The following is a 17,061-nucleotide window of genomic DNA, read 5'->3' on the forward strand; positions in this document are numbered from 1 at the left end:
GCTGGACGGTTGATCCACGACACCATATACACTCCCCGCACACTCCACGCGGTGGTACTGGGGCGTGTCGCTCCGATTGCGACAAGCAGCGTCGGTAAAGTCAGGTAGCTGATCACGCGCTGAGGGGAACGAGTCGTGGAACCACAAGAAGTCCTAGAGAAGGCCCTTGCGGCAGTCACGGTTGCCCAGATCCCCGACGACTTGCGTGAGATCGCGTTTTCGCGGGCGATCGATCTGTATGCCTCCGGTAGCGTTCCATCGGCCCAGCCCGCGGCCACGAGTCCTGCTTCTTCCGCTACCCCCGAGAGCGATCAGCCTAAGGCGAGCACTCCAAACGGGAACACGGGCTTTTATATCGCCGCGTCCAAGGCCACCGGGGTGAGCGAATCCCGCCTTGAGGAGCTCATTGACATCCATGAGAGGACGCCACTCGTTGCGCTTCGATCGTCCGACCTGCCCTCCAATGCAGCGAAAGCACAGAAAATCGTAGGATTGCTAATCCTTGTGGCCCGACACTTCTATTTTGACGAAACCGAGACAGCACTCTCCGAAGTGCTGGAAGAGTGCAAGCGACTCAAATGCGAAGACAGTAACTTTAAGCGAAACATAAGCAGGATTGACAACCTTGTAATCTTAGGATCTGGCAAGGCCGCAACCGCGAAAGTTCGAAAACCGTTTATTGACGGATTCGCCGACTCGTTGAAAAATCTGGGAATCCCGATCGAGTGACCGGGCCAATTGAACAAGGGTTCGTAGACGTTGGTATCCCCAGAGAACTGATCGACGAACTAGTCGAGGCATACAGTGAGGCCAAACGCCGCTATCGCCTGGGCGATCTCAGACCGAGTGCGGTTGAAGGAGGCCGATTTTCGGAGGCCGCTTTCCGTATTCTCGAGTGGGAGTCAAAGGGTAGCTACACACCCCTCGGCACAACACTGAGCAAGGTTCCAACGCTGGTCAATCAACTTGAATCATGCACGTCCTCGTCTGACAGCATCAGGTTCCACATTCCTCGCACGCTTCGCGCGATCTATGACATCCGAAATAAGCGAAATATCGCACATCTCGCCGACGGGATCGATCCGAATACACAAGATGGTACTTTCGTCATCGGCGTGTTGGACTGGGTGATGGCTGAGCTTGTCCGCTTATTTCACTCTGTTGAGGCTGCCGAAGCACAACGTTTGATCGAGGCTTTGGTGTCCAAGGAGGTCCCCGCGCTCCAGATTATCGAAGAGCGGCCCGTGTTCCTAACGAAGTTGACAGCAGGGCAGAGAGTCCTAGTGGTTCTCTATTGGCAATCACCGAGCTTTGTGACTCGGCATCAACTCCGTGATTGGCTTCCGGAGTCCGACAGGCGGAATCTTGGTACGAATCTTGGGCGACTAGAGGGAAGTCGATTCATACATCGCATTGACGACCGCATATATCTCACTGAACTCGGAATCAAAGAAGTTGAGGCGAAAGATTTGTTGGCTCCGGCGGACTAGCCCCGCAACCTCACCACGTTCTCCGTTGTCGGTGCTGACATCGCCGCCAAGGCCGACATGGCGTCGGCGTGGTCGTTCTCGAACAGGTGGGCGTAGACGCTGAGGGTGGTGACGACCTTGGCGTGGCCCATGAATCGGGCGATCTCCAAGGGAGGAATACCCGCCGCGACGCAGAGGCTCGCGTAGGTGTGGAGCAGCGCGTGGAACTTGAGCGCGGGCGGTAGCGCTCCGCCTTGGCCTTCGATGTTGGCGCGGAGCGCCGCCGGACGGAAGACCGCCTTGTAGAAGTTCTGGTGTCGGACCGGGCTGGCCCAGTCCAGTTCCAAGCGCGCTTCTGCTTCCTCCACGGTGAGGGAGGCCAGGGCGGTTGCCTGACGCTCGTTCGGCGTCCCGACGGCCGTGTTCTTCACTCCGGTTGGCTTCTCGGCGATCAGGCGCATAGCCGGGAACAGCGGTGCGGTGGGCTCATCTCGGCGAGGGTGGCGCGCAAGGTACTCGCGGAGAACCTGTGCCGTCTCCGACGTAAGTGGCACCGTGCGACGGCTTCCACGAGTCTTCGGGGTGTCATAGAAGTCGCCGTCTGCGGTCACTCGCAACGTCCGTTTCACCTGGAGCGGCCGGGACTCGGTTGAAGCGTTGAGAAACGGCTACCCACCCATTGGCACCCGGCGCACCCCGCAGAGCGGCCCACCGAGAGCTCAGACACCCCAGACAGGCCGCGCTGCGGCCACCAAGCAGGCGGGTTGAACGCCCAACCCGCCGAAGACTAGCGGGAGCCTCGGCTCTCCCGTTAGAAAGGGGAACGTTGACTTGTCCGTTCTCTGGTACTGACGAGGCTCAAGAAAGTTCCCCAGGTGTGCTCACTGAAATTCCCCACCTGTGGGCGGTTTCTACTGTAGCGACCTTCGGGTGGGTGCGGTGGCGGTGCGCTGGTTGTGGGTGCGGGCGTGGTGGTCGCGTAGCCGGTAGGAGTCGCCGTCGAGTTTGAGCACGACCGAGCGGTGTAGCAGCCGGTCGAGCATGGCTGCGGCGACGGTGGTGTCACCGAGCACTTCGCCCCATTCGGCGACGGACCTGTTGGTGGTGATGACGATGCTGGTTTTCAGATAGCGTTGTGCCACAACCTGAAACAAGGCTGAAGCAGCTTCGGCCGGCAATGGTAGGTAGCCGAGCTCGTCGATGACGAGCAAGGTGGGTCCGGCGAAGAATCGCATGCAGGTGGCCCAGCGGCCTTCGATGGCGGCTTTGTGGCAGCGTGCGGCGAGGTCGGCGGCGGTGGTCACGTAGGTGCGGTAGCCGGCGTGGACCGCGGCGTTCGCAAGCCCGACCGCCAGATGCGTCTTGCCCGTACCCGGCGGGCCGATGAGCAGCACGTTCGTCGCCGACTCGAGGAAGGCACACGTCCCGAGTTCGCGGATCAGCGCCCGGTCCACCCCGGGCGCGGCGTCATAGTCGAACCCGTCCAACGTGGCCGGGGTGGGCAGGCACGCGAATCGCAACCGCCCGGCAAGCCGACGGGCTTCGGTGGCATCGACCTCGATGCCCAGCAGGTGCTCGAGAGTCTGGGTCATCGACCACTCGTGCTCGCTGGCGGCCGCCAAGACTTGCGGGAGGGCTTCGGCTGCGGCGTCGAGTTTGAGGACGGCGAGATGTCCGCGTAGTTGCTGGTAGACCGAGATCGCTGATTGTGACTGTGGTGCGACACTATTCGAAGAGCCCCGCCCAGCATTGTTGGTGTTGGTGTCGGTGTCGGTGTCGGTGTTGGTGGTCATGGGAGGTGGGTCCTGTTCTGTGCGGCGCGTTCGTACACGCTCATGTCGATGATCGATGCCTGCGGGCCGGTATCGTCGGTATTGGTTGTGTTGTGGCGCAGTGTGTTTGCGGCGTCTCGGGCGGCTTGGCCGGGTGGGATACGTTCTTTGCGGCGATGCGGCCGACGGCTGCTGGAGGCGCTGGCTTTGGCCAGGGTCTCCAGCGCGACGACATGCCCGTGATCACGCACCTGGGCGCCCGACCCGGGCGCGGCGAGGCGGTGCCGCGCGATCACGATGCCCGAATCGGTCGCGATGTCGATGTGTCCGTCCCCGAGCCGCTCACTGACGCTGACCTCGCTCATCGCCACCTCCGGCGGCACCGAGTACTGGTTGCCTCGCCACGCCACCAGCGCCTGGCGCGATACCGTGCGCACCTCGGTGAGCGTGGCCGGATACGGAGCCGCTGGTGGGGCGCTGAGCGGTTCGCGAGCGGCCACCGTGATCACACTCGCCCGACCATCAGAGGTCGGGCGCATCCGTGCATCCGAGCGGGTGCGGCAGAAGGTGTCGCAGCTGGTTTGCGCTTGTTCGGGTGTCGTCTCGTCGGGAAGGGTGCGCCACCAGCGTTGTGCAGCAGTGTGATTGGACTTCTCCACCACACCCTTGCGATTGCCTCTGCGAGGTGGGCACACATCGACCGAGACCCCGTAATACTTGGCCACGCCTGCGAACTCGGCGGTCAACGCGCCGGTCGACGGTGGCAAACCGTCGCCATCCGGTCAAATCGCCACGACTTGGTGACCCCGCCGAGCCGGCGGGTGATGCGGTCAATCCCGGCGATCACCTGCGGGCGAGTCATATCCGGGGCCAGGTAGCCCCGCCATTTGCCGGAATGTGCCAACGACCCGACAAGCAGGAATGCTGTTGAACCCCAACCCCATTCGTCTGGCGGGTTCGGTAACTCCACCCAATCCCATTGCGTCTCGGCACCCGGCGGATGCTCGATGACCGCGTTGGCCCGCTCGGTCACCAGGGCGCACGCCTCACATGTCGGTCGCAAGCCACGTTGCCGGATCTGGCGGGTCAATGTCGGATAGGACTGGGTGTAGCCGAGGTCCTCGAGTTCGTCGCACAACGTCCGTGACCACAGATGTGGGTCCTCGACCAGACGCGCGGTGACGTAGGCCAGGAACGGCTCGAACGGATCCGCCGCCGACTTCTTACGCTCGCCCGGGCTGCGCTCACCGTTGAGGTAGGCGCGAATGGTTTTCCTGTCGTGCCCAGTGTGGCGGGCGATCGCCGAGATCGTCCACCCCCGTTTGTGCAGTGCATGTACTTCCACATCGTTCTCCCGTGTCAACATGAAAGCGGGCCTCCCGAGATAGCTGGTGAGTGGTCAGAGACCATCAGCATCACGGGAGGCCCGCCTACTCTGGCGGTGCCACACGGGTGGGGAATTCAGATGAGCATCACTGGGGAATTTCGATGAGCGCCGTCAGTACCGCGGTTGACTTGTCCCGCCGTGCCGAGGTCGTCCTCGAACCCCCAAGCCGGGGCGTCCTCGCCGAGACCCCGTCTCACCGACCTGTCCTGGACCGGTGAGGCGGGGTTCTCGCAATCATCCGAACTTTCCAGTGAACCATCGCTTCTTGAGCATACGTTGCGTATCTCGTGAAATATCGCTACTCTCGTGAAAGAATTTGCGACTCATGGAGGAACGACGATGGCAACCACACCCCGGCGCCTGCGCCTGACATTCGAGTTTTGCGTGGCGGACGACATATCGAAGAACATCCAAGATCGGCACCTAGAACGCGCTGTCGACAAACTCGAGACAGCCGTCAGGACGATGGCCGCAGACGCTTTCCCCTGGGCAGATCGCCTCGTGATCGATCGCGAATGGAACTACGCGTGGTGGTCAGACTCCGACTACGCCCGCGAGCAGATTCAGCTGCCTCCGAATGAGTACAACACCAAGTAGACCGCCCCTTGAGCCCGGAGCCGCTACGACGGTTCCGGGCTCTCTCGTACACTCCCCAGACACTCCACCTGGTGTAACTACGAGGTGTTTATGGACCGCGTACGGCCTACCCCGCACCGCGTGCAAGCTGCGTCAAAGTGCCCGTTACGCAGCGCATATGGACCGAACGCGAACCGTGGAGGTGCAGATAGATCGAACGCCCGTTTGACCGCCGAAACACGTTCCCAAGCTGAATACGCGGGTTCGATTCCCGTCATCGGCTCCACAATCCAAAGGGCATTGTCACTCTCTGGCATTTTCGTGAGATCGGCGCTGCAACCGTGTAGCACGATTAGGTCCGGTGTGCACCAAAACAACCCCGACCAGCGCGGACACGCTGAGCCGGTGTCTCGGACACATACAGAGAACACCGCATGAGCCGTTCCAGAGTGGCACTCAGCGCCGCCGCTTTCCTTGTGGCCCTCTACTTCATCCCGCTCGGCATCCTCGCCGCCGCATCCACCTGGGATGGCACGCATGAACACCACCGACGTCCTCCGCCAACTCGACCAAGACGCCACCGAAGCCCTACGCCGAGCCGAGAACGCACGCAGCTCCGCGCTACACGAAATGACACTGGCCCCCTAGCCGACGCCGCCTCGGACCAGCCAGACGGCTACCGCGCCGCCCTAAACGACATCGACCGGATACCCGGCACGGTGGTGCAGGTCTCCGTCGCCAAGTTGCTTGCCGTCACCCCGGACGCCGACGACAACCGCGCCTACGACGCGGGGTACCCTGCCGCCCTCACTCGCGCGACGCGAGGGCAGTCCGAAGTGGTTGACATCAGCGTGCGCCCCAACGAGGGCTACGTGGCACAGATGCCGCGCCATAGCTGGTAGGCAGAATAATAGGCATCCTCAACACCGGCCTGATTTCCGAGCTCAATACGCGGTTTCGATTCCCATCATCGGCTCCCATATCTGACCTGCGCACCAACGATTGGATCATGCAAATTCCGGAAATCGGCTTTGCGTCCCCGGAGGCGATGTCACTTGCGCCGGCCGTCGGGTAGCCATATCGCCCACGGCGCCGTACCAGGTGCACACCACCCCGATGCCACAGGCGGGTATCGCAAGATTCCGATCTGGGTCGGCCGGATCGACACGGGCCTCGTTCTACCGCGAGCGATCGGTCGACAGCGCTCTGGCTCAAGGGCCGCATGACCGATTCGGACACTACCTCATTCGGCTGGAACCCAATGGCCGCGACATCCGACTACTCCGACGAAACCCGCCTTCTTCGCCTCGACGTAGGCGGGTCCGCCCCTCACTCATGACCATCGGGAGACCTGGATGAACTCGACGGATACGCCATCGCGGGACACCTCACCGCGCGAACCGTCTTCGCGCGCCAACCGGCGCGCCAGCACCGCAGTTCTGCGCCGGATCTGGCGCCTACACTTTTGGGTCGGCCTCTTCGCCGCTCCGGTACTGGTGACGCTTGCTCTCTCGGGCCTGGTCATCCTGTACAGCCAGCCCCTCGACAACTTTTTGAACCGCGACCTGTTTGTGGTCCAGCAGGGCGCGTCCACGGTGCCGCTCGATCGACAGGTAGCCGTGGCGATAGCGCACATCGGCGACGCCGGGACATTGGAAGCGGTGACTCCGCCTGACAAACCCGATCATTCGACGAGGATCGACTTCACTGCCACGGACGCCCAGTCGTACCCGAACGCCGGGGCCGACGTGATCCAGGTGTTCATCGATCCGTACACCGGCGCGTTTCTCGGCCAGCGCGACCAGTTGTCAGGGTTGGTCGGATTCGCCAATCAGGTACACCGCATGTTCGGAAACGACGGGCCGACCATTCAGTTGCCCTCCCTTGGCCACATCATCAATCCCGACTCGTACCCCGATGCCACGATTCCGGTGGGTATCGGCAACTTGTGGTTTGAACTCACGGCGACGTGGATCCTCGTTTTGCTGTTGAGCGGCATCTATCTCTGGTGGCCGCGGGCGATCGAGGCGTCGAAACCACTGCTGAAAGTGCGCTGGGGCCGGGGCGGACGGATCCGGTGGAGGGACGTGCACGCCCTTGTCGGCGTGGTGATCTCGATCGTTCTCATCTGCTACATCGTGTCCGGCATGACCTGGTCGCGGTACTGGGGCGAGAACTGGCGGGCGGTCGCCGCGACGTTCACACCGGACACCTCCGTCGACGCACCGTCGACCCCGGCGAAAGTCGGCGACTACGACCGACTCGGACGCCGGATCGCCTGGGCCGCCACCACCGATCCCGTGTACGCGTCCACACCCGGTGTCAAACCGGGCTCACTGCCGGCCCGGATCTCCTACGCCGATATCCATGCAATTGCCCAGAAGGAGGGAATGATTCCGGGCTACTCGATCATTCCCCCGACGGACTCGACCACGGACGGGAAGCCGACTTTCGGCAGCTACATGGTGATCAACCGATGGCCTCAGCGTCTATCCGAGCAACGCACACTTTATCTGGATCAGTTCACCGGGGCGACCATAGCGAATTCGACTGCCGATCAGAGTGGCGCGCTATCGCGACTGACGAGTTTCGGCATCGCGATGCACATGGGGAATCAACTCGGCGTTGTCACGCGAATCACCGCGACCGGCGCCTGCCTCGGGCTGCTCGTCATGGTATTCACCGGAATCATGATGTGGTGGAGGCGACGTCGCCCTGGTAGTACCGGTTTGCCTGCACCCGCCAACGAGCAGACGCGAGCCGATACCCCGAAGGGGGCCGTCTACGCAATCACCGCAATCGCAGTGGTCCTCGGAGTGCTCTATCCGGTCTTCGGAGTGTCTGTTCTCGTCGTGCTCGTCGTCGAACTGATCCTGGCGAGACGACGACGCGAGCGCGCGACATCGGTTTCGGATCCCGACGCCAACGACGCCGCACCACCTACGTCGGTGTATCCGCCTCTTGCCGACGTGGTGTTCAACAACGGAAACCGCGTCGTTACAACGGTTCCGGCTGATCCAGACGGCGGTGAACGGAGTCCAGCAGAGCCGGAGTGATGCTGTCCTCGAGTTCGTCGGATCGCCGGGCTGTGGGGTCGTCAAGGTAGAGGTGGCGTATGCCGAGAGATCCTTCGGCTGTGCAGAAGGGATACTCGGTGGGCAAGATGAAGTCTTTGTACTTGCCGCCGCCGGCCATGAGGATGCGAATCCTCATCGGCCGGCGGACCGGCCCCGACATCAAGCCCGACAGGACGTGATCACTTTGGAATACCGCAACCTCACCACCCTCATCACCGGCGCCAGCGCCGGCATCGGCGAGGAGTTCGCCAGAACGCTTGCGGCCAAGGGCACCAACGTGATCCTGGTGGCTCGCAGTGTCGACAAGCTCAGCGCACTCGCCGAAGAGCTACGCTCCACACACGGAATCCGTGCCGAGGTGATCGGCTCGGATCTCTCCGTGCCGGGCGCCGCAGCGTCTCTGGTTGCCGACGTCGACGCACTCGGTATCGAAATAGACCTCCTGATCAACAACGCGGGATTCGGCACCTATGGCGACCTCGCCGATGCCGATCCCGCCCGAATCCGCGACGAGGTGAGTCTCAATGTCGCGGCGCTGACGGACCTCACCACCATCTATGTCCAGCGGATGACGGCCCGCAAGTCCGGATCGATCATCAATGTCGCCAGCACCGCGGCCTTCCAGCCGGTGCCGCACATGGCCGTCTATGCGGCCACCAAGGCCTACGTCCTCTCACTCAGTGAGGCGTTGTGGTGGGAGGCCAAGCGCCACGGCGTCCGAGTTCTCGCGCTCTGCCCCGGCGCCACCGACACCGCGTTCTTCGACGTCGCCGGCTCCGATGACGCGGCCGTCGGCACGCGGCGCAGCACCCGGCAGGTCGTCGACACCGCACTCTCGGCACTCGAGGCGGGCAAGCCCAGCGTCGTCGACGGTCTGGCGAACCAGCTAAGTGCCTCCTCGAGCCGGCTAGCACCACGCCGAGCGGTCCTCGCCGTCGCCGAGCGCGCCGTGCGACCGCGCTAGCGCGATGGGCGGGGTCTTCCCCAATCCCGGCTCAACCAACCGGGCACGCAGGTCAGGTGCCTCTCGGCGTCAGCCGATCACATCGCCTCGATCTTCGGCAGGATGTCGTTCTTGAGGCGCTTCATGTCGTCGGTCGTCTTCGCCGTGGGCACATCGGCGAAGGGTGGCCACAGCAGCAGCGTCGTCAGCCCGGCTTCCCGATAGCGCTTGAGGATATCGGTGACCTGCTTCTCCGAGCCGACCAGCAGATTGGTCGCCTTGCCCGCTGGGGTCTGGTCCATGTCGACGTCGGTGATGACTGTCCAGATCATCGAGCAGATATCGAGGTCGTCAATCGTGCGTTCGGTATCGAGGGAATCGAGCTCGGAGGAGATCTCCGAGCGCCAGGCGGAGATCTCCTCCGGCGTGTCCTGAATACCAATCCACCCGTCCAACCCATACTTGGCCACGCGTTTGGCCGCCCGCTTCGCGTCCTTCAACCCGCTGAAGTACATCGGCGGACGCGGTGCCTGTAGTGGCTTGGCGCCGAAGCCGCTGGGGCCGAAGTCGGCGAACTCTCCGTGATATTCGAAGACCTCGTTGGCCCAGATGCCCTGCAGGATCTCGATCGTCTCGCGCAGATGCTGATGGCGACGCGGGAAAATGTGGCCCGCACTGGCTGCCGCGAACTCCTCGGGCATCCATCCCGAACCGACGGCCACGTTCAGCCGTCCGTTGCTCAGATGATCAATGGTGGCGAGTTCGGCGGCGAGCACCCCGGGTGCCCGGTAGGGGGTGTCGATGATGCTCATGCCGATGCGCACCTTGCTGGTCTTCGCCGCGAGCCACGGAAGTAGCGGAAAGCCTTGCAGGAACTCGCCTCTCGAGGACACCGGCAGTTGCTTGGGTAGCTCATTCATCATCCCGAACGCGTACTCCATCTCTGCGCGGTCCGACGACTCCGGCACGATGATGCGATCCAAGGTCCACACCGAGGCGAAGTCGAGTTCCTCGGCGAGCGCTGTGAGCTCGGCGAGTTCGGCGACGGTGACTTTCTCGCGAAAGTTGGGCAGGTAGAGCGCCAGATCCATGATGAGTCCTTCACTGTGTCTCGAGAAATAGATGAGCCGGGAAAAGTCAGGCGGTGGTCAGGGTGCTGCGGATGTCGGGTTTGAGGATCTTTCCGACGGTGGATCGTGGCAAGTCTTTCCAGACCTCGATTTGTTTGGGAGCCTTGACACTTCCGACACGCTTCTTGACGAATGCGGTCAACTCGTCGAGGTCGAGGTCGGCATTCTCGGCGAGGGTGATGACCGCGGTGACCCGCTCACCCCACTTCTCGTCCGGCAGTCCGATGACCGCGCAATCGCGCACCGCGTCGTGCGCCATCAGCGCCTGCTCGACCTCTACGGAGTAGACGTTGAAGCCGCCGGTGATGATCATGTCCTTGGCCCGGTCGACGATGTGCAGGAGACCCTGCGCGTCGAGAAAGCCGATGTCTCCGGTGTGGTGCCAACCGAATTCGGAGGCTTTGGCCGTCGCCTCGGGGTCGCGGTAATAGCCCTTCATCACCAATGGCCCACGCACGCAGACCTCGCCACGCACACCGTTCTCGACGGGGACGCCCTGCTCATCGAGAATGGCGACGATGACCGCGGGCGAAGGTCGTCCGGCGCTCGTCAGCCGCTCGACTGCGATGCTGCCGTCGTCGTTGCGGTGCTCCGCGGGCGAGAGGGTGGAGATCATCATGGGGGCCTCTGATTGCCCGAACAACTGACCCATCGGCCCGATTCGATCCAATGCCTCCGCAAGCCGATCGGCTGAGATCGGCGCCGCCCCATACCAAAAGCACTGCAATGACGAAAGGTCGGTGGAGTCGAGCGCGCCGTGCGCGAGGACCATGTAGATCAGCGTCGGCGGCAGGAAGGTATGGGTGATCCGGTGGCGCTCGATCAGCGTCAGGAACTCCCCGACATCAGGGTGATCCATCACCACGATCTCGCCACCCAACGCCATGATCGGGAAGCAGAGCACCCCGGCGGCGTGTGTCAGTGGCGCAAGCGCCAAGTAGCGGGGGCGACCCTCGAACGGGTAACGCATGAGCACGACGTCCGACATCGTCTGCACGTTGCGATCGGTCAACATCACGCCCTTGGGAAGGCCGGTGGTGCCGCCGGTGCCCACCAGGGCAACCACACCGTCGACGGGATCGGCATCTCCGGAGTCGGCAGCCTCGGAGGTACCCGCGGAACCCAGGTTGCCGGCGGCCCGCCACTCGTCGAACCCGAGCGCCGTGTCAGTGCTCTCGCCCAAGCGGATGAGAGTGCTCAGCGCCGGGAGCCCGGGGGCGATCTCTGCTACCAGATCGTCGAAAGACGGCTGGAAAATCAGTGTGGTGCAATCGAACCGGGCGAGAAGCTCCGCGTTCTCCCGTGCCGCGTTGCGCGGATTGATCGGACACCAGATCGCGCCGGCACGGGCGATTCCGAAGACGGTCGCGAACGACACCGGATGGTTGGCCGACAAAATGCCGACCGTGTCACCCGGGCCGATACCGGAGCGGCGCAGCGCCGCGCACACCGACCGGGAGAGCGCGACCACCTCGCCATAGCTCATGCTGTGTCCGTGGTAGGTCAGACACGGGGCATCCGGGTCGAGTGAGGCACCCTTGTCCAGGTAGAAGGCCAGACTCACCGGATCACATTCCCATTCCACCGTCGACCGGCAAGCCGGCGCCGGTGATGAACTTCGCTGCGTCGGAAGACAAGAACACCACCGCGTCGGCCATATCGTCGATCTGGCCCAGTCGCCCGAGGGGCGTCAGTTCGGCGACCGCCCCCGCAGCGGCCTCCGGCGAATCGAACAGTCCAAGGCTTGCGGTCTCCACCGCCAGTTTGTTGCCCATTGCCGTCGGCGTCAGTCCCGGATAGATGCTGTTGACCCGCACCCCGTAGCCCAACTTCCCCGACTCCGCGGCGGCCACCCGGGTCAGTCGGTCGATACCGGACTTTGACGCCGAGTATATCGAGATACCCGGAAATGCGATCGTGGCAGCAACCGAAGCAATGTTGACAATCGATCCGCCCGAGCCCGCAGCCCCTCCGGGACGCATCGCGCGAAACGCATGCTTGATACCGAGCGCCGTGCCAAGGACGTTGATCGACAGTAGTTCGGTGGCAGCAGCGGGATCGAGATCGACGAGAAGCTCGGTAACCTCGATCCCCGCGTTGTTCACCACGATGTCGAGTCCACCCAGGGTTTCCACGACCGCGGAGACTGCATCTGCCCACTGTCCGTCCTCGCGGACGTCGAGGTGGACGAACTCTGCCCGGGCCCCGGACGCGCGGAGGTCCTCGACGACCTGCTTTCCGAGCTCATCGTTGATGTCGGCGACGGCGACCGCCGCTCCCGCGGACGCCAGCGCCGAGGCCATTCCGGCGCCGAGACCCTGCGCCGCGCCGGTAACCAGCGCCGTTCGGCCTGCCAAGTCACTACTCGTCATCGACGTGCTCCTCCATCTGGGTGGCTGGCCGCACCGGATGGTGAGGCCGATTCCACAAACCATGCCTGTGTCGTGTGGATCACAGTATGGAGCCATCTTGACAGCTGTCAAGACTTTCTTGGACGGTTGTCAAACAATCGCCCGCGATTGTGCGCTGATGTGCATACGACGCGAGTACCGACGTAGGATCTCGGTGGTGACCACCACTACGCGCAGCGAATCGCGCACCAGCATGCGTGGACACGACAAGTTCCAGGCCCGTCGCATCGAACTGGCAACCGCCACCCTCGTCACGCTGGCCGAGTTGGGATATGCCCGCACCAGCTTGCGTGAGATCGCCCAGAACTCCGCATTCTCCCACGGCGTTCTGCACTACTACTTTCGCGATAAGCTCGATCTGATCACCGAGGCCGTCAAGATCTTCGAGGCCATGTGCGTCACCCGCTACGACGACGCGGTGGCATCAGCAACCACCGCATCCGAACTGCGCCACGAGTTTTCCACAATGTTCTTCGCCACGCTGGCCACCGATTCCGCGCAGCACCGTCTCTGGTACGACCTGCGCAACCAGACCCGGTTCGAGTCGTCCCTCCGTGACGAGATCTGCGAGATTGAATCCCTTCGTGCGCAGATGATCTCGAAGGTCGTGGATCGGTACTGCGAGCTTCGCCGAACACCCTCGCAGATGTCGCCGCAACTTGCCTATGTCACGCTCGACGGAATCTTCCAGCGAGGCCTGGACGACCTCCTCAGCGGCACCGACACCTCGATGACAGCAGCGCGCGCTCTCCTCGATGAGGCGTTCGACGCGCTATAGCCACCCGAGCAGGCACACGAGTGAGACGCGTCGGTCGGGTCAACGGCCGCAGCTACGGTGAATGTGCCGCTGCCGCAACACCAGTCGGGATGCACGATGGACGCACCACAAAGTCCAGATGATCGAGATAGCGGCAATTATCAGCAACTCGCTTGTCAGCCACTGTAATCGGCCGCCACCGATGGCATTGGACGGATCCTGGACCATCAGCACAGTCGACATGACACCCGCGGCTGCGACCACGGCCGACGGCCACCCCGCGCGGATCTCGAGGTGGCGCTTCTCCTCGATGACCGCCGCCGCGCGTATCTCGATACCCGACGGCGACGCTTCGTTCTCAAGATCGGCCAGCGCGAGAAAGAGGTCGGGATCGCGACGCACATCGGCCGATCGGCGGTAGGACGACACCCACGCGCACACCGCGATGGCGGCGAGCATGAGTGAAACGTAGACCATTCCCCACACTAACCGACGGTCAGGGCTCCGCACGGTCCGTTCGCAGCAGATCACCGACGTCGGGCACGTCACCTACCGCCGCCGACGTCGGCTCGAAATACTCTGCGCGACCCACATGATGGGCCGCGGCCACCCACGCCGACGGCATCGATTCGATCCTGGTGTTCAGTGCGCGCACGTTGGCGTTGTAGAGCCGACGTGCGGCGGCGATCCGGTCCTCGGTGTCGGCGAGTTCACGCCTCAGCGCGTCGTATCCACGCACCGCCTGCACCTGCGGGTACTGCTCGGCCAGCGCCTGCATCCGGGTCAGCGAGGTGCTCAACAACTCCTCGGCCGCGGCGACCGCAGCGACGTCGGCGTCGTCGCGCGCCGTCAACCGTTGTGCGTCGGTGCGGGCACGCGTGACCGACTCGAGCACACCCTGCTCGAATGATGCCGCCTGACGCACGGCTGCAACGAGATTGGGTACGAGGTCATGGCGGCGCTGCAACTCGACGTCAACCTGCTTCCACGACTCGGCCACGAGGTTGCGCAGTCGGACGAAAGCGTTGAACGCCGACAGGTACCACACTCCGACACCTGCGAGCACGACCACGACCACGATCACCGCGATCCAGGTACTCATGACACGCTCCGCTCACCCGGACTGGCTGACACACCGAAGTCGGTCCAGATGAATCGCGGGATCCCGTCGGCGATCAGCGTCATCGCGGCAAACACCTCCGAGATCTGATGTGGCCGATTGCCCAGGGTCGTCACGCCGACCAGGCTGTCGCCGACGATCTCGAACCTCGTCGCGATCACCGCGCCGCTCGTGCGGCCCAGTGCGGTGAGGCGTTCGATGGTACGTGGCGTGAACACCGCGTGCGCGAAAGCCGGATTTGTCGAGTGAACGAAGAATCTCTCGTTGAAGTCCGCCGATTCGAACAGCACGCGTTCTCCGGTGGTGGTGTCGATGGTGACGCCCATCGTCAGGCGCGGTAGCGCCGCAGGCAACCCGAGGGTGAACACGTTGCGGTAGTGCGTCGTCAGACTCACCCGGTTGTTGTTGAGCCAGGTGTAATGAAAGTACGTCGCCGGATACTCGCCAATGCGACCGGTCATCGCGTCGCGCACCCGCTTACGTCGGGCACGCCCGACGGAGAACGGGGTGAAGTCCCACGGCGGCAAGGGCCATCCGGACTCGGGAAGATAGTGAAAACCATTGGCGGACGCCCACTCCCGAACCCAGCGTCGGCGCACACATTTGATGATCACCCCGGACGGCACGAAGGCCAGAAACGGGGTGCTCGGCAGGAGAACCCACGACAGGGGCCGTCCGTGACCCTGCCACCACCACACGTGAAAAGCGATCAGCGCGAGAAAGGTCAGCGCCGACAACGCATTCAGGAACGAGGTGCGCGACCACCAGGGACCCGAGACGGGCCCACTCGCGCGAGCCCCTTGGCGCCAGTCGTCGATCGCAATCATTGCGAACATAAACGAACATACTAGTCCGGGAGATCCCGTGATCACCGATCGGATCGGCCCGCAGGTCATTCGGTCGGTGGCTTGCACCGCGACGACTCCTGGGCGTGTCTCTCCACTCCGCTGCAATGGATGTGCGAGGCCGATGGTTTCCCGGCAAAGCGGCGGAGGGAGCGATAACGGAGGCATCGTGACCGACAACAACACCGTCAGCGTGCCATCTAACCGCAAAGACGCGCAGGCGAATGGGGAGACACGCCCTAGAACAACCCTAGAAGAGTCCGGCCGTGCGCAGGTCCAGTGCAATGCAGAAGGTGTTGTCGATCCCTGCGATTGTCAAGGACGTCGCGGTGGCGGAGAACTCTGCTGCCGGTGTGGGGCCGGAAGGCTGCGATGTGGGCTATCCGCAAAACCCATACCGACCACACCCCGGATCAACGTGGCATCGTCGAGTAACTCCGTCTCGATAACAGCGACCTGTACGAGGTGTACATGCTCACAGAGCACCTCGGCGATGCGATCCGCGCCACCGGGAGAAGACGGCTGGTGTTGCCGACTGCGGGCACAAGCCTGGGCCCGCGACAGTGGCATACCCGAAATCGCATCTCTGGGAAGAACGTTGGAGCCCACACCCAACCGATCTGCACAGCCCTAATTGACTTGCGGCACAACCTCCTTCGCCACGAGTTCGAGATGATCGAGATCGGCGAGGTCGAGGACCTGGAGGTAGACACGGCTCGCGCCGATGTCCCGGAAGCGACTGATCGTCTCGACGACCTCCTCGGGTGTGCCGGCGGCGCCGTTCGCACGTAGTTCGGCGACGTCGCGACCGATCGCTCGCGCGCGATGTGATAGTTCATCTTCGTCACGGCCACAACACAACACGAGGGCGACCGAGTAGGTCATGGTGTCGGAGTCGCGGCCGACGGTGGTACAGGCCGAACGTACCGTGTCGAATTGTGCGGCCACGGTGTCGAGCGACCGGAACGGGATGTTGAACTCGTCGGCGAAGCGTGCGGCGAGGGCGGGCGTCCGAGTGCGGCCCATCCCCCCGATGATGATCGGCGGCCGCGGCAACTGCGTCGGCTTGGGTAAGGCGGGGGAATTCTGCACCGTGTAGTGCGCGCCATGGTGGTCGAAGCGCTCACCGACGGGTGCCTGCCAGAGTCCGGTGATGATCTCCAAGGATTCCTCGAGCCGGTCGAACCGTTCTCCGAGCGATGGGAACGGGATACCGTAGGCGAGATGCTCCTCTTCGAACCACCCCGCGCCCAGGCCTAATTCGACACGGCCACCACTCATCTGGTCGACCTGTGCGACCGAGACCGCCAACGGTCCGGGGAGCCGGAAGGTCGCTGAGGTGACGAGCGTGCCGAGTCGGATACGGGAGGTGTCGCGGGCAAGCCCGGCCAGCGTCACCCACGCGTCTGTCGGGCCGGGTCGCCCGTCGGCGCCGCCCATAGCGAGGAAGTGATCCGACCGGAAGAACGCATCGAATCCGAGGTCCTCGGTCGCCGTTGCTACGGCGAGCAACTGGTCGTAGTCGGCGCCTTGCTGGGGTTCGGTGAAGATTCGGAAGTCCACGTCGCCAACGT

16 protein-coding genes and 1 pseudogene are annotated in these 17,061 nt (G+C 63.3%); 7 read left to right on the forward strand and 10 right to left on the reverse strand.

Features of this window, described 5'->3' with window-relative positions; genetic code table 11:
- Nucleotides 1–135: 135 nt before the first annotated feature.
- Nucleotides 136–729: a hypothetical protein gene (locus tag EF294_RS15145; RefSeq protein WP_123931544.1), complete on the forward strand. Its 594-nt coding sequence runs from the start codon at nucleotides 136–138 to the stop codon at nucleotides 727–729.
- The gene (locus tag EF294_RS15150) at nucleotides 726–1,490 is read left to right on the forward strand and encodes a hypothetical protein (RefSeq protein ID WP_123931546.1); all 765 of its coding nucleotides are present in this window, start codon (nucleotides 726–728) and stop codon (nucleotides 1,488–1,490) included. Before EF294_RS15145 ends, EF294_RS15150 begins: the two co-directional genes overlap by 4 nt.
- Here the strand turns inward: EF294_RS15150 and EF294_RS15155 are convergent.
- The 3 genes and pseudogenes from EF294_RS15155 to EF294_RS15165 form a co-directional block, all read right to left on the reverse strand.
- Nucleotides 1,487–2,080, reverse strand: a complete 594-nt coding sequence (locus EF294_RS15155; protein ID WP_246007890.1) for a tyrosine-type recombinase/integrase — start codon at nucleotides 2,078–2,080, stop codon at nucleotides 1,487–1,489. The genes EF294_RS15150 and EF294_RS15155 overlap by 4 nt on opposite strands.
- Before the next feature lie 300 nt (nucleotides 2,081–2,380).
- Nucleotides 2,381–3,262, reverse strand: coding sequence for an IS21-like element helper ATPase IstB (gene istB, locus EF294_RS15160; protein WP_185091104.1), 882 nt, complete (start codon nucleotides 3,260–3,262; stop codon nucleotides 2,381–2,383).
- Nucleotides 3,259–4,607, reverse strand: a pseudogene (locus EF294_RS15165) (IS21/IS408/IS1162 family transposase). Before EF294_RS15165 ends, istB begins: the two are co-directional and overlap by 4 nt.
- A 360-nt stretch (nucleotides 4,608–4,967) precedes the next feature.
- Between EF294_RS15165 and EF294_RS15170 the strand changes: the two are divergent.
- The 4 genes from EF294_RS15170 (at nucleotide 4,968) to EF294_RS15185 (ending at nucleotide 9,245) form a co-directional block, all read left to right on the forward strand.
- Entirely contained in the window at nucleotides 4,968–5,225 is a 258-nt protein-coding gene (locus EF294_RS15170; RefSeq protein WP_123931550.1) for a hypothetical protein, read from the forward strand.
- A 701-nt stretch (nucleotides 5,226–5,926) separates the two neighbouring features.
- Nucleotides 5,927–6,106: a hypothetical protein gene (locus EF294_RS21495; RefSeq protein WP_185091105.1), complete on the forward strand. Its 180-nt coding sequence runs from the start codon at nucleotides 5,927–5,929 to the stop codon at nucleotides 6,104–6,106.
- A gap of 453 nt (nucleotides 6,107–6,559) precedes the next feature.
- Nucleotides 6,560–8,260, forward strand: a complete 1,701-nt coding sequence (locus tag EF294_RS15180) for a PepSY-associated TM helix domain-containing protein (RefSeq protein WP_123931554.1) — start codon at nucleotides 6,560–6,562, stop codon at nucleotides 8,258–8,260.
- A 205-nt stretch (nucleotides 8,261–8,465) separates the two neighbouring features.
- Entirely contained in the window at nucleotides 8,466–9,245 is a 780-nt protein-coding gene (locus tag EF294_RS15185; protein WP_123931730.1) for an SDR family NAD(P)-dependent oxidoreductase, read from the forward strand.
- 77 nt (nucleotides 9,246–9,322) lie between these two features.
- On the opposite strand, the gene EF294_RS15190 is transcribed toward EF294_RS15185, so the two are convergent.
- From EF294_RS15190 to EF294_RS15200, 3 genes are read right to left on the reverse strand one after another with little or no spacing between them, the layout of a single operon-like run.
- Nucleotides 9,323–10,315: an LLM class flavin-dependent oxidoreductase gene (locus EF294_RS15190; RefSeq protein WP_123931556.1), complete on the reverse strand. Its 993-nt coding sequence runs from the start codon at nucleotides 10,313–10,315 to the stop codon at nucleotides 9,323–9,325.
- A gap of 46 nt (nucleotides 10,316–10,361) precedes the next feature.
- Nucleotides 10,362–11,918, reverse strand: coding sequence for an AMP-binding protein (locus EF294_RS15195; RefSeq protein WP_123931558.1), 1,557 nt, complete (start codon nucleotides 11,916–11,918; stop codon nucleotides 10,362–10,364).
- A 4-nt stretch (nucleotides 11,919–11,922) separates the two neighbouring features.
- Nucleotides 11,923–12,726 (reverse strand): SDR family NAD(P)-dependent oxidoreductase, encoded by an 804-nt coding sequence (locus EF294_RS15200; RefSeq protein ID WP_123931560.1) that lies wholly within the window; start codon nucleotides 12,724–12,726, stop codon nucleotides 11,923–11,925.
- Nucleotides 12,727–12,922: 196 nt separating this feature from the next.
- Between EF294_RS15200 and EF294_RS15205 the strand changes: the two genes are divergently transcribed.
- Complete coding sequence (locus EF294_RS15205) at nucleotides 12,923–13,543, forward strand: TetR family transcriptional regulator (protein ID WP_425459441.1); 621 nt, start codon at nucleotides 12,923–12,925, stop codon at nucleotides 13,541–13,543.
- Nucleotides 13,544–13,582: 39 nt separating this feature from the next.
- Here EF294_RS15205 and EF294_RS15210 read toward each other — a convergent pair whose 3' ends face one another.
- The 4 genes from EF294_RS15210 to EF294_RS15225 form a co-directional block, all read right to left on the reverse strand.
- Nucleotides 13,583–13,981 carry a hypothetical protein gene (locus tag EF294_RS15210; protein WP_246007891.1) on the reverse strand — a complete coding sequence of 133 codons (399 nt, stop codon included), beginning with the start codon at nucleotides 13,979–13,981 and terminating at the stop codon, nucleotides 13,583–13,585.
- A gap of 37 nt (nucleotides 13,982–14,018) precedes the next feature.
- Complete coding sequence (locus tag EF294_RS15215) at nucleotides 14,019–14,624, reverse strand: LemA family protein (protein WP_123931564.1); 606 nt, start codon at nucleotides 14,622–14,624, stop codon at nucleotides 14,019–14,021.
- The gene (locus EF294_RS15220) at nucleotides 14,621–15,478 is read right to left on the reverse strand and encodes a DUF3137 domain-containing protein (RefSeq protein WP_123931566.1); all 858 of its coding nucleotides are present in this window, start codon (nucleotides 15,476–15,478) and stop codon (nucleotides 14,621–14,623) included. The genes EF294_RS15215 and EF294_RS15220 overlap by 4 nt, the downstream gene beginning before the upstream one ends.
- A 639-nt stretch (nucleotides 15,479–16,117) precedes the next feature.
- Nucleotides 16,118–17,050 carry an LLM class F420-dependent oxidoreductase gene (locus EF294_RS15225; protein WP_123931568.1) on the reverse strand — a complete coding sequence of 311 codons (933 nt, stop codon included), beginning with the start codon at nucleotides 17,048–17,050 and terminating at the stop codon, nucleotides 16,118–16,120.
- Between the last annotated feature and the right edge of the window lie 11 nt (nucleotides 17,051–17,061).

The sequence above is a fragment of the Gordonia oryzae genome, assembly GCF_003797185.1.
GTDB classification, from domain to species: Bacteria; Actinomycetota; Actinomycetes; order Mycobacteriales; family Mycobacteriaceae; genus Gordonia; species Gordonia oryzae.

Excerpts from the sequence above, each read along its gene's own strand:
- istB (WP_185091104.1), bottom strand. The coding sequence starts at position 3,262 with ATGACCACCAACACCGACACCGACACCGACACCAACACCAACAATGCT.
- EF294_RS15170 (WP_123931550.1), top strand. The coding sequence starts at position 4,968 with ATGGCAACCACACCCCGGCGCCTGCGCCTGACATTCGAGTTTTGCGTG.
- EF294_RS15180 (WP_123931554.1), top strand. The coding sequence starts at position 6,560 with ATGAACTCGACGGATACGCCATCGCGGGACACCTCACCGCGCGAACCG.
- EF294_RS15190 (WP_123931556.1), bottom strand. The coding sequence starts at position 10,315 with ATGGATCTGGCGCTCTACCTGCCCAACTTTCGCGAGAAAGTCACCGTC.
- EF294_RS15200 (WP_123931560.1), bottom strand. The coding sequence starts at position 12,726 with ATGACGAGTAGTGACTTGGCAGGCCGAACGGCGCTGGTTACCGGCGCG.
- EF294_RS15210 (WP_246007891.1), bottom strand. The coding sequence starts at position 13,981 with ATGCTCGCCGCCATCGCGGTGTGCGCGTGGGTGTCGTCCTACCGCCGA.
- EF294_RS15215 (WP_123931564.1), bottom strand. The coding sequence starts at position 14,624 with ATGAGTACCTGGATCGCGGTGATCGTGGTCGTGGTCGTGCTCGCAGGT.
- EF294_RS15220 (WP_123931566.1), bottom strand. The coding sequence starts at position 15,478 with ATGTTCGCAATGATTGCGATCGACGACTGGCGCCAAGGGGCTCGCGCG.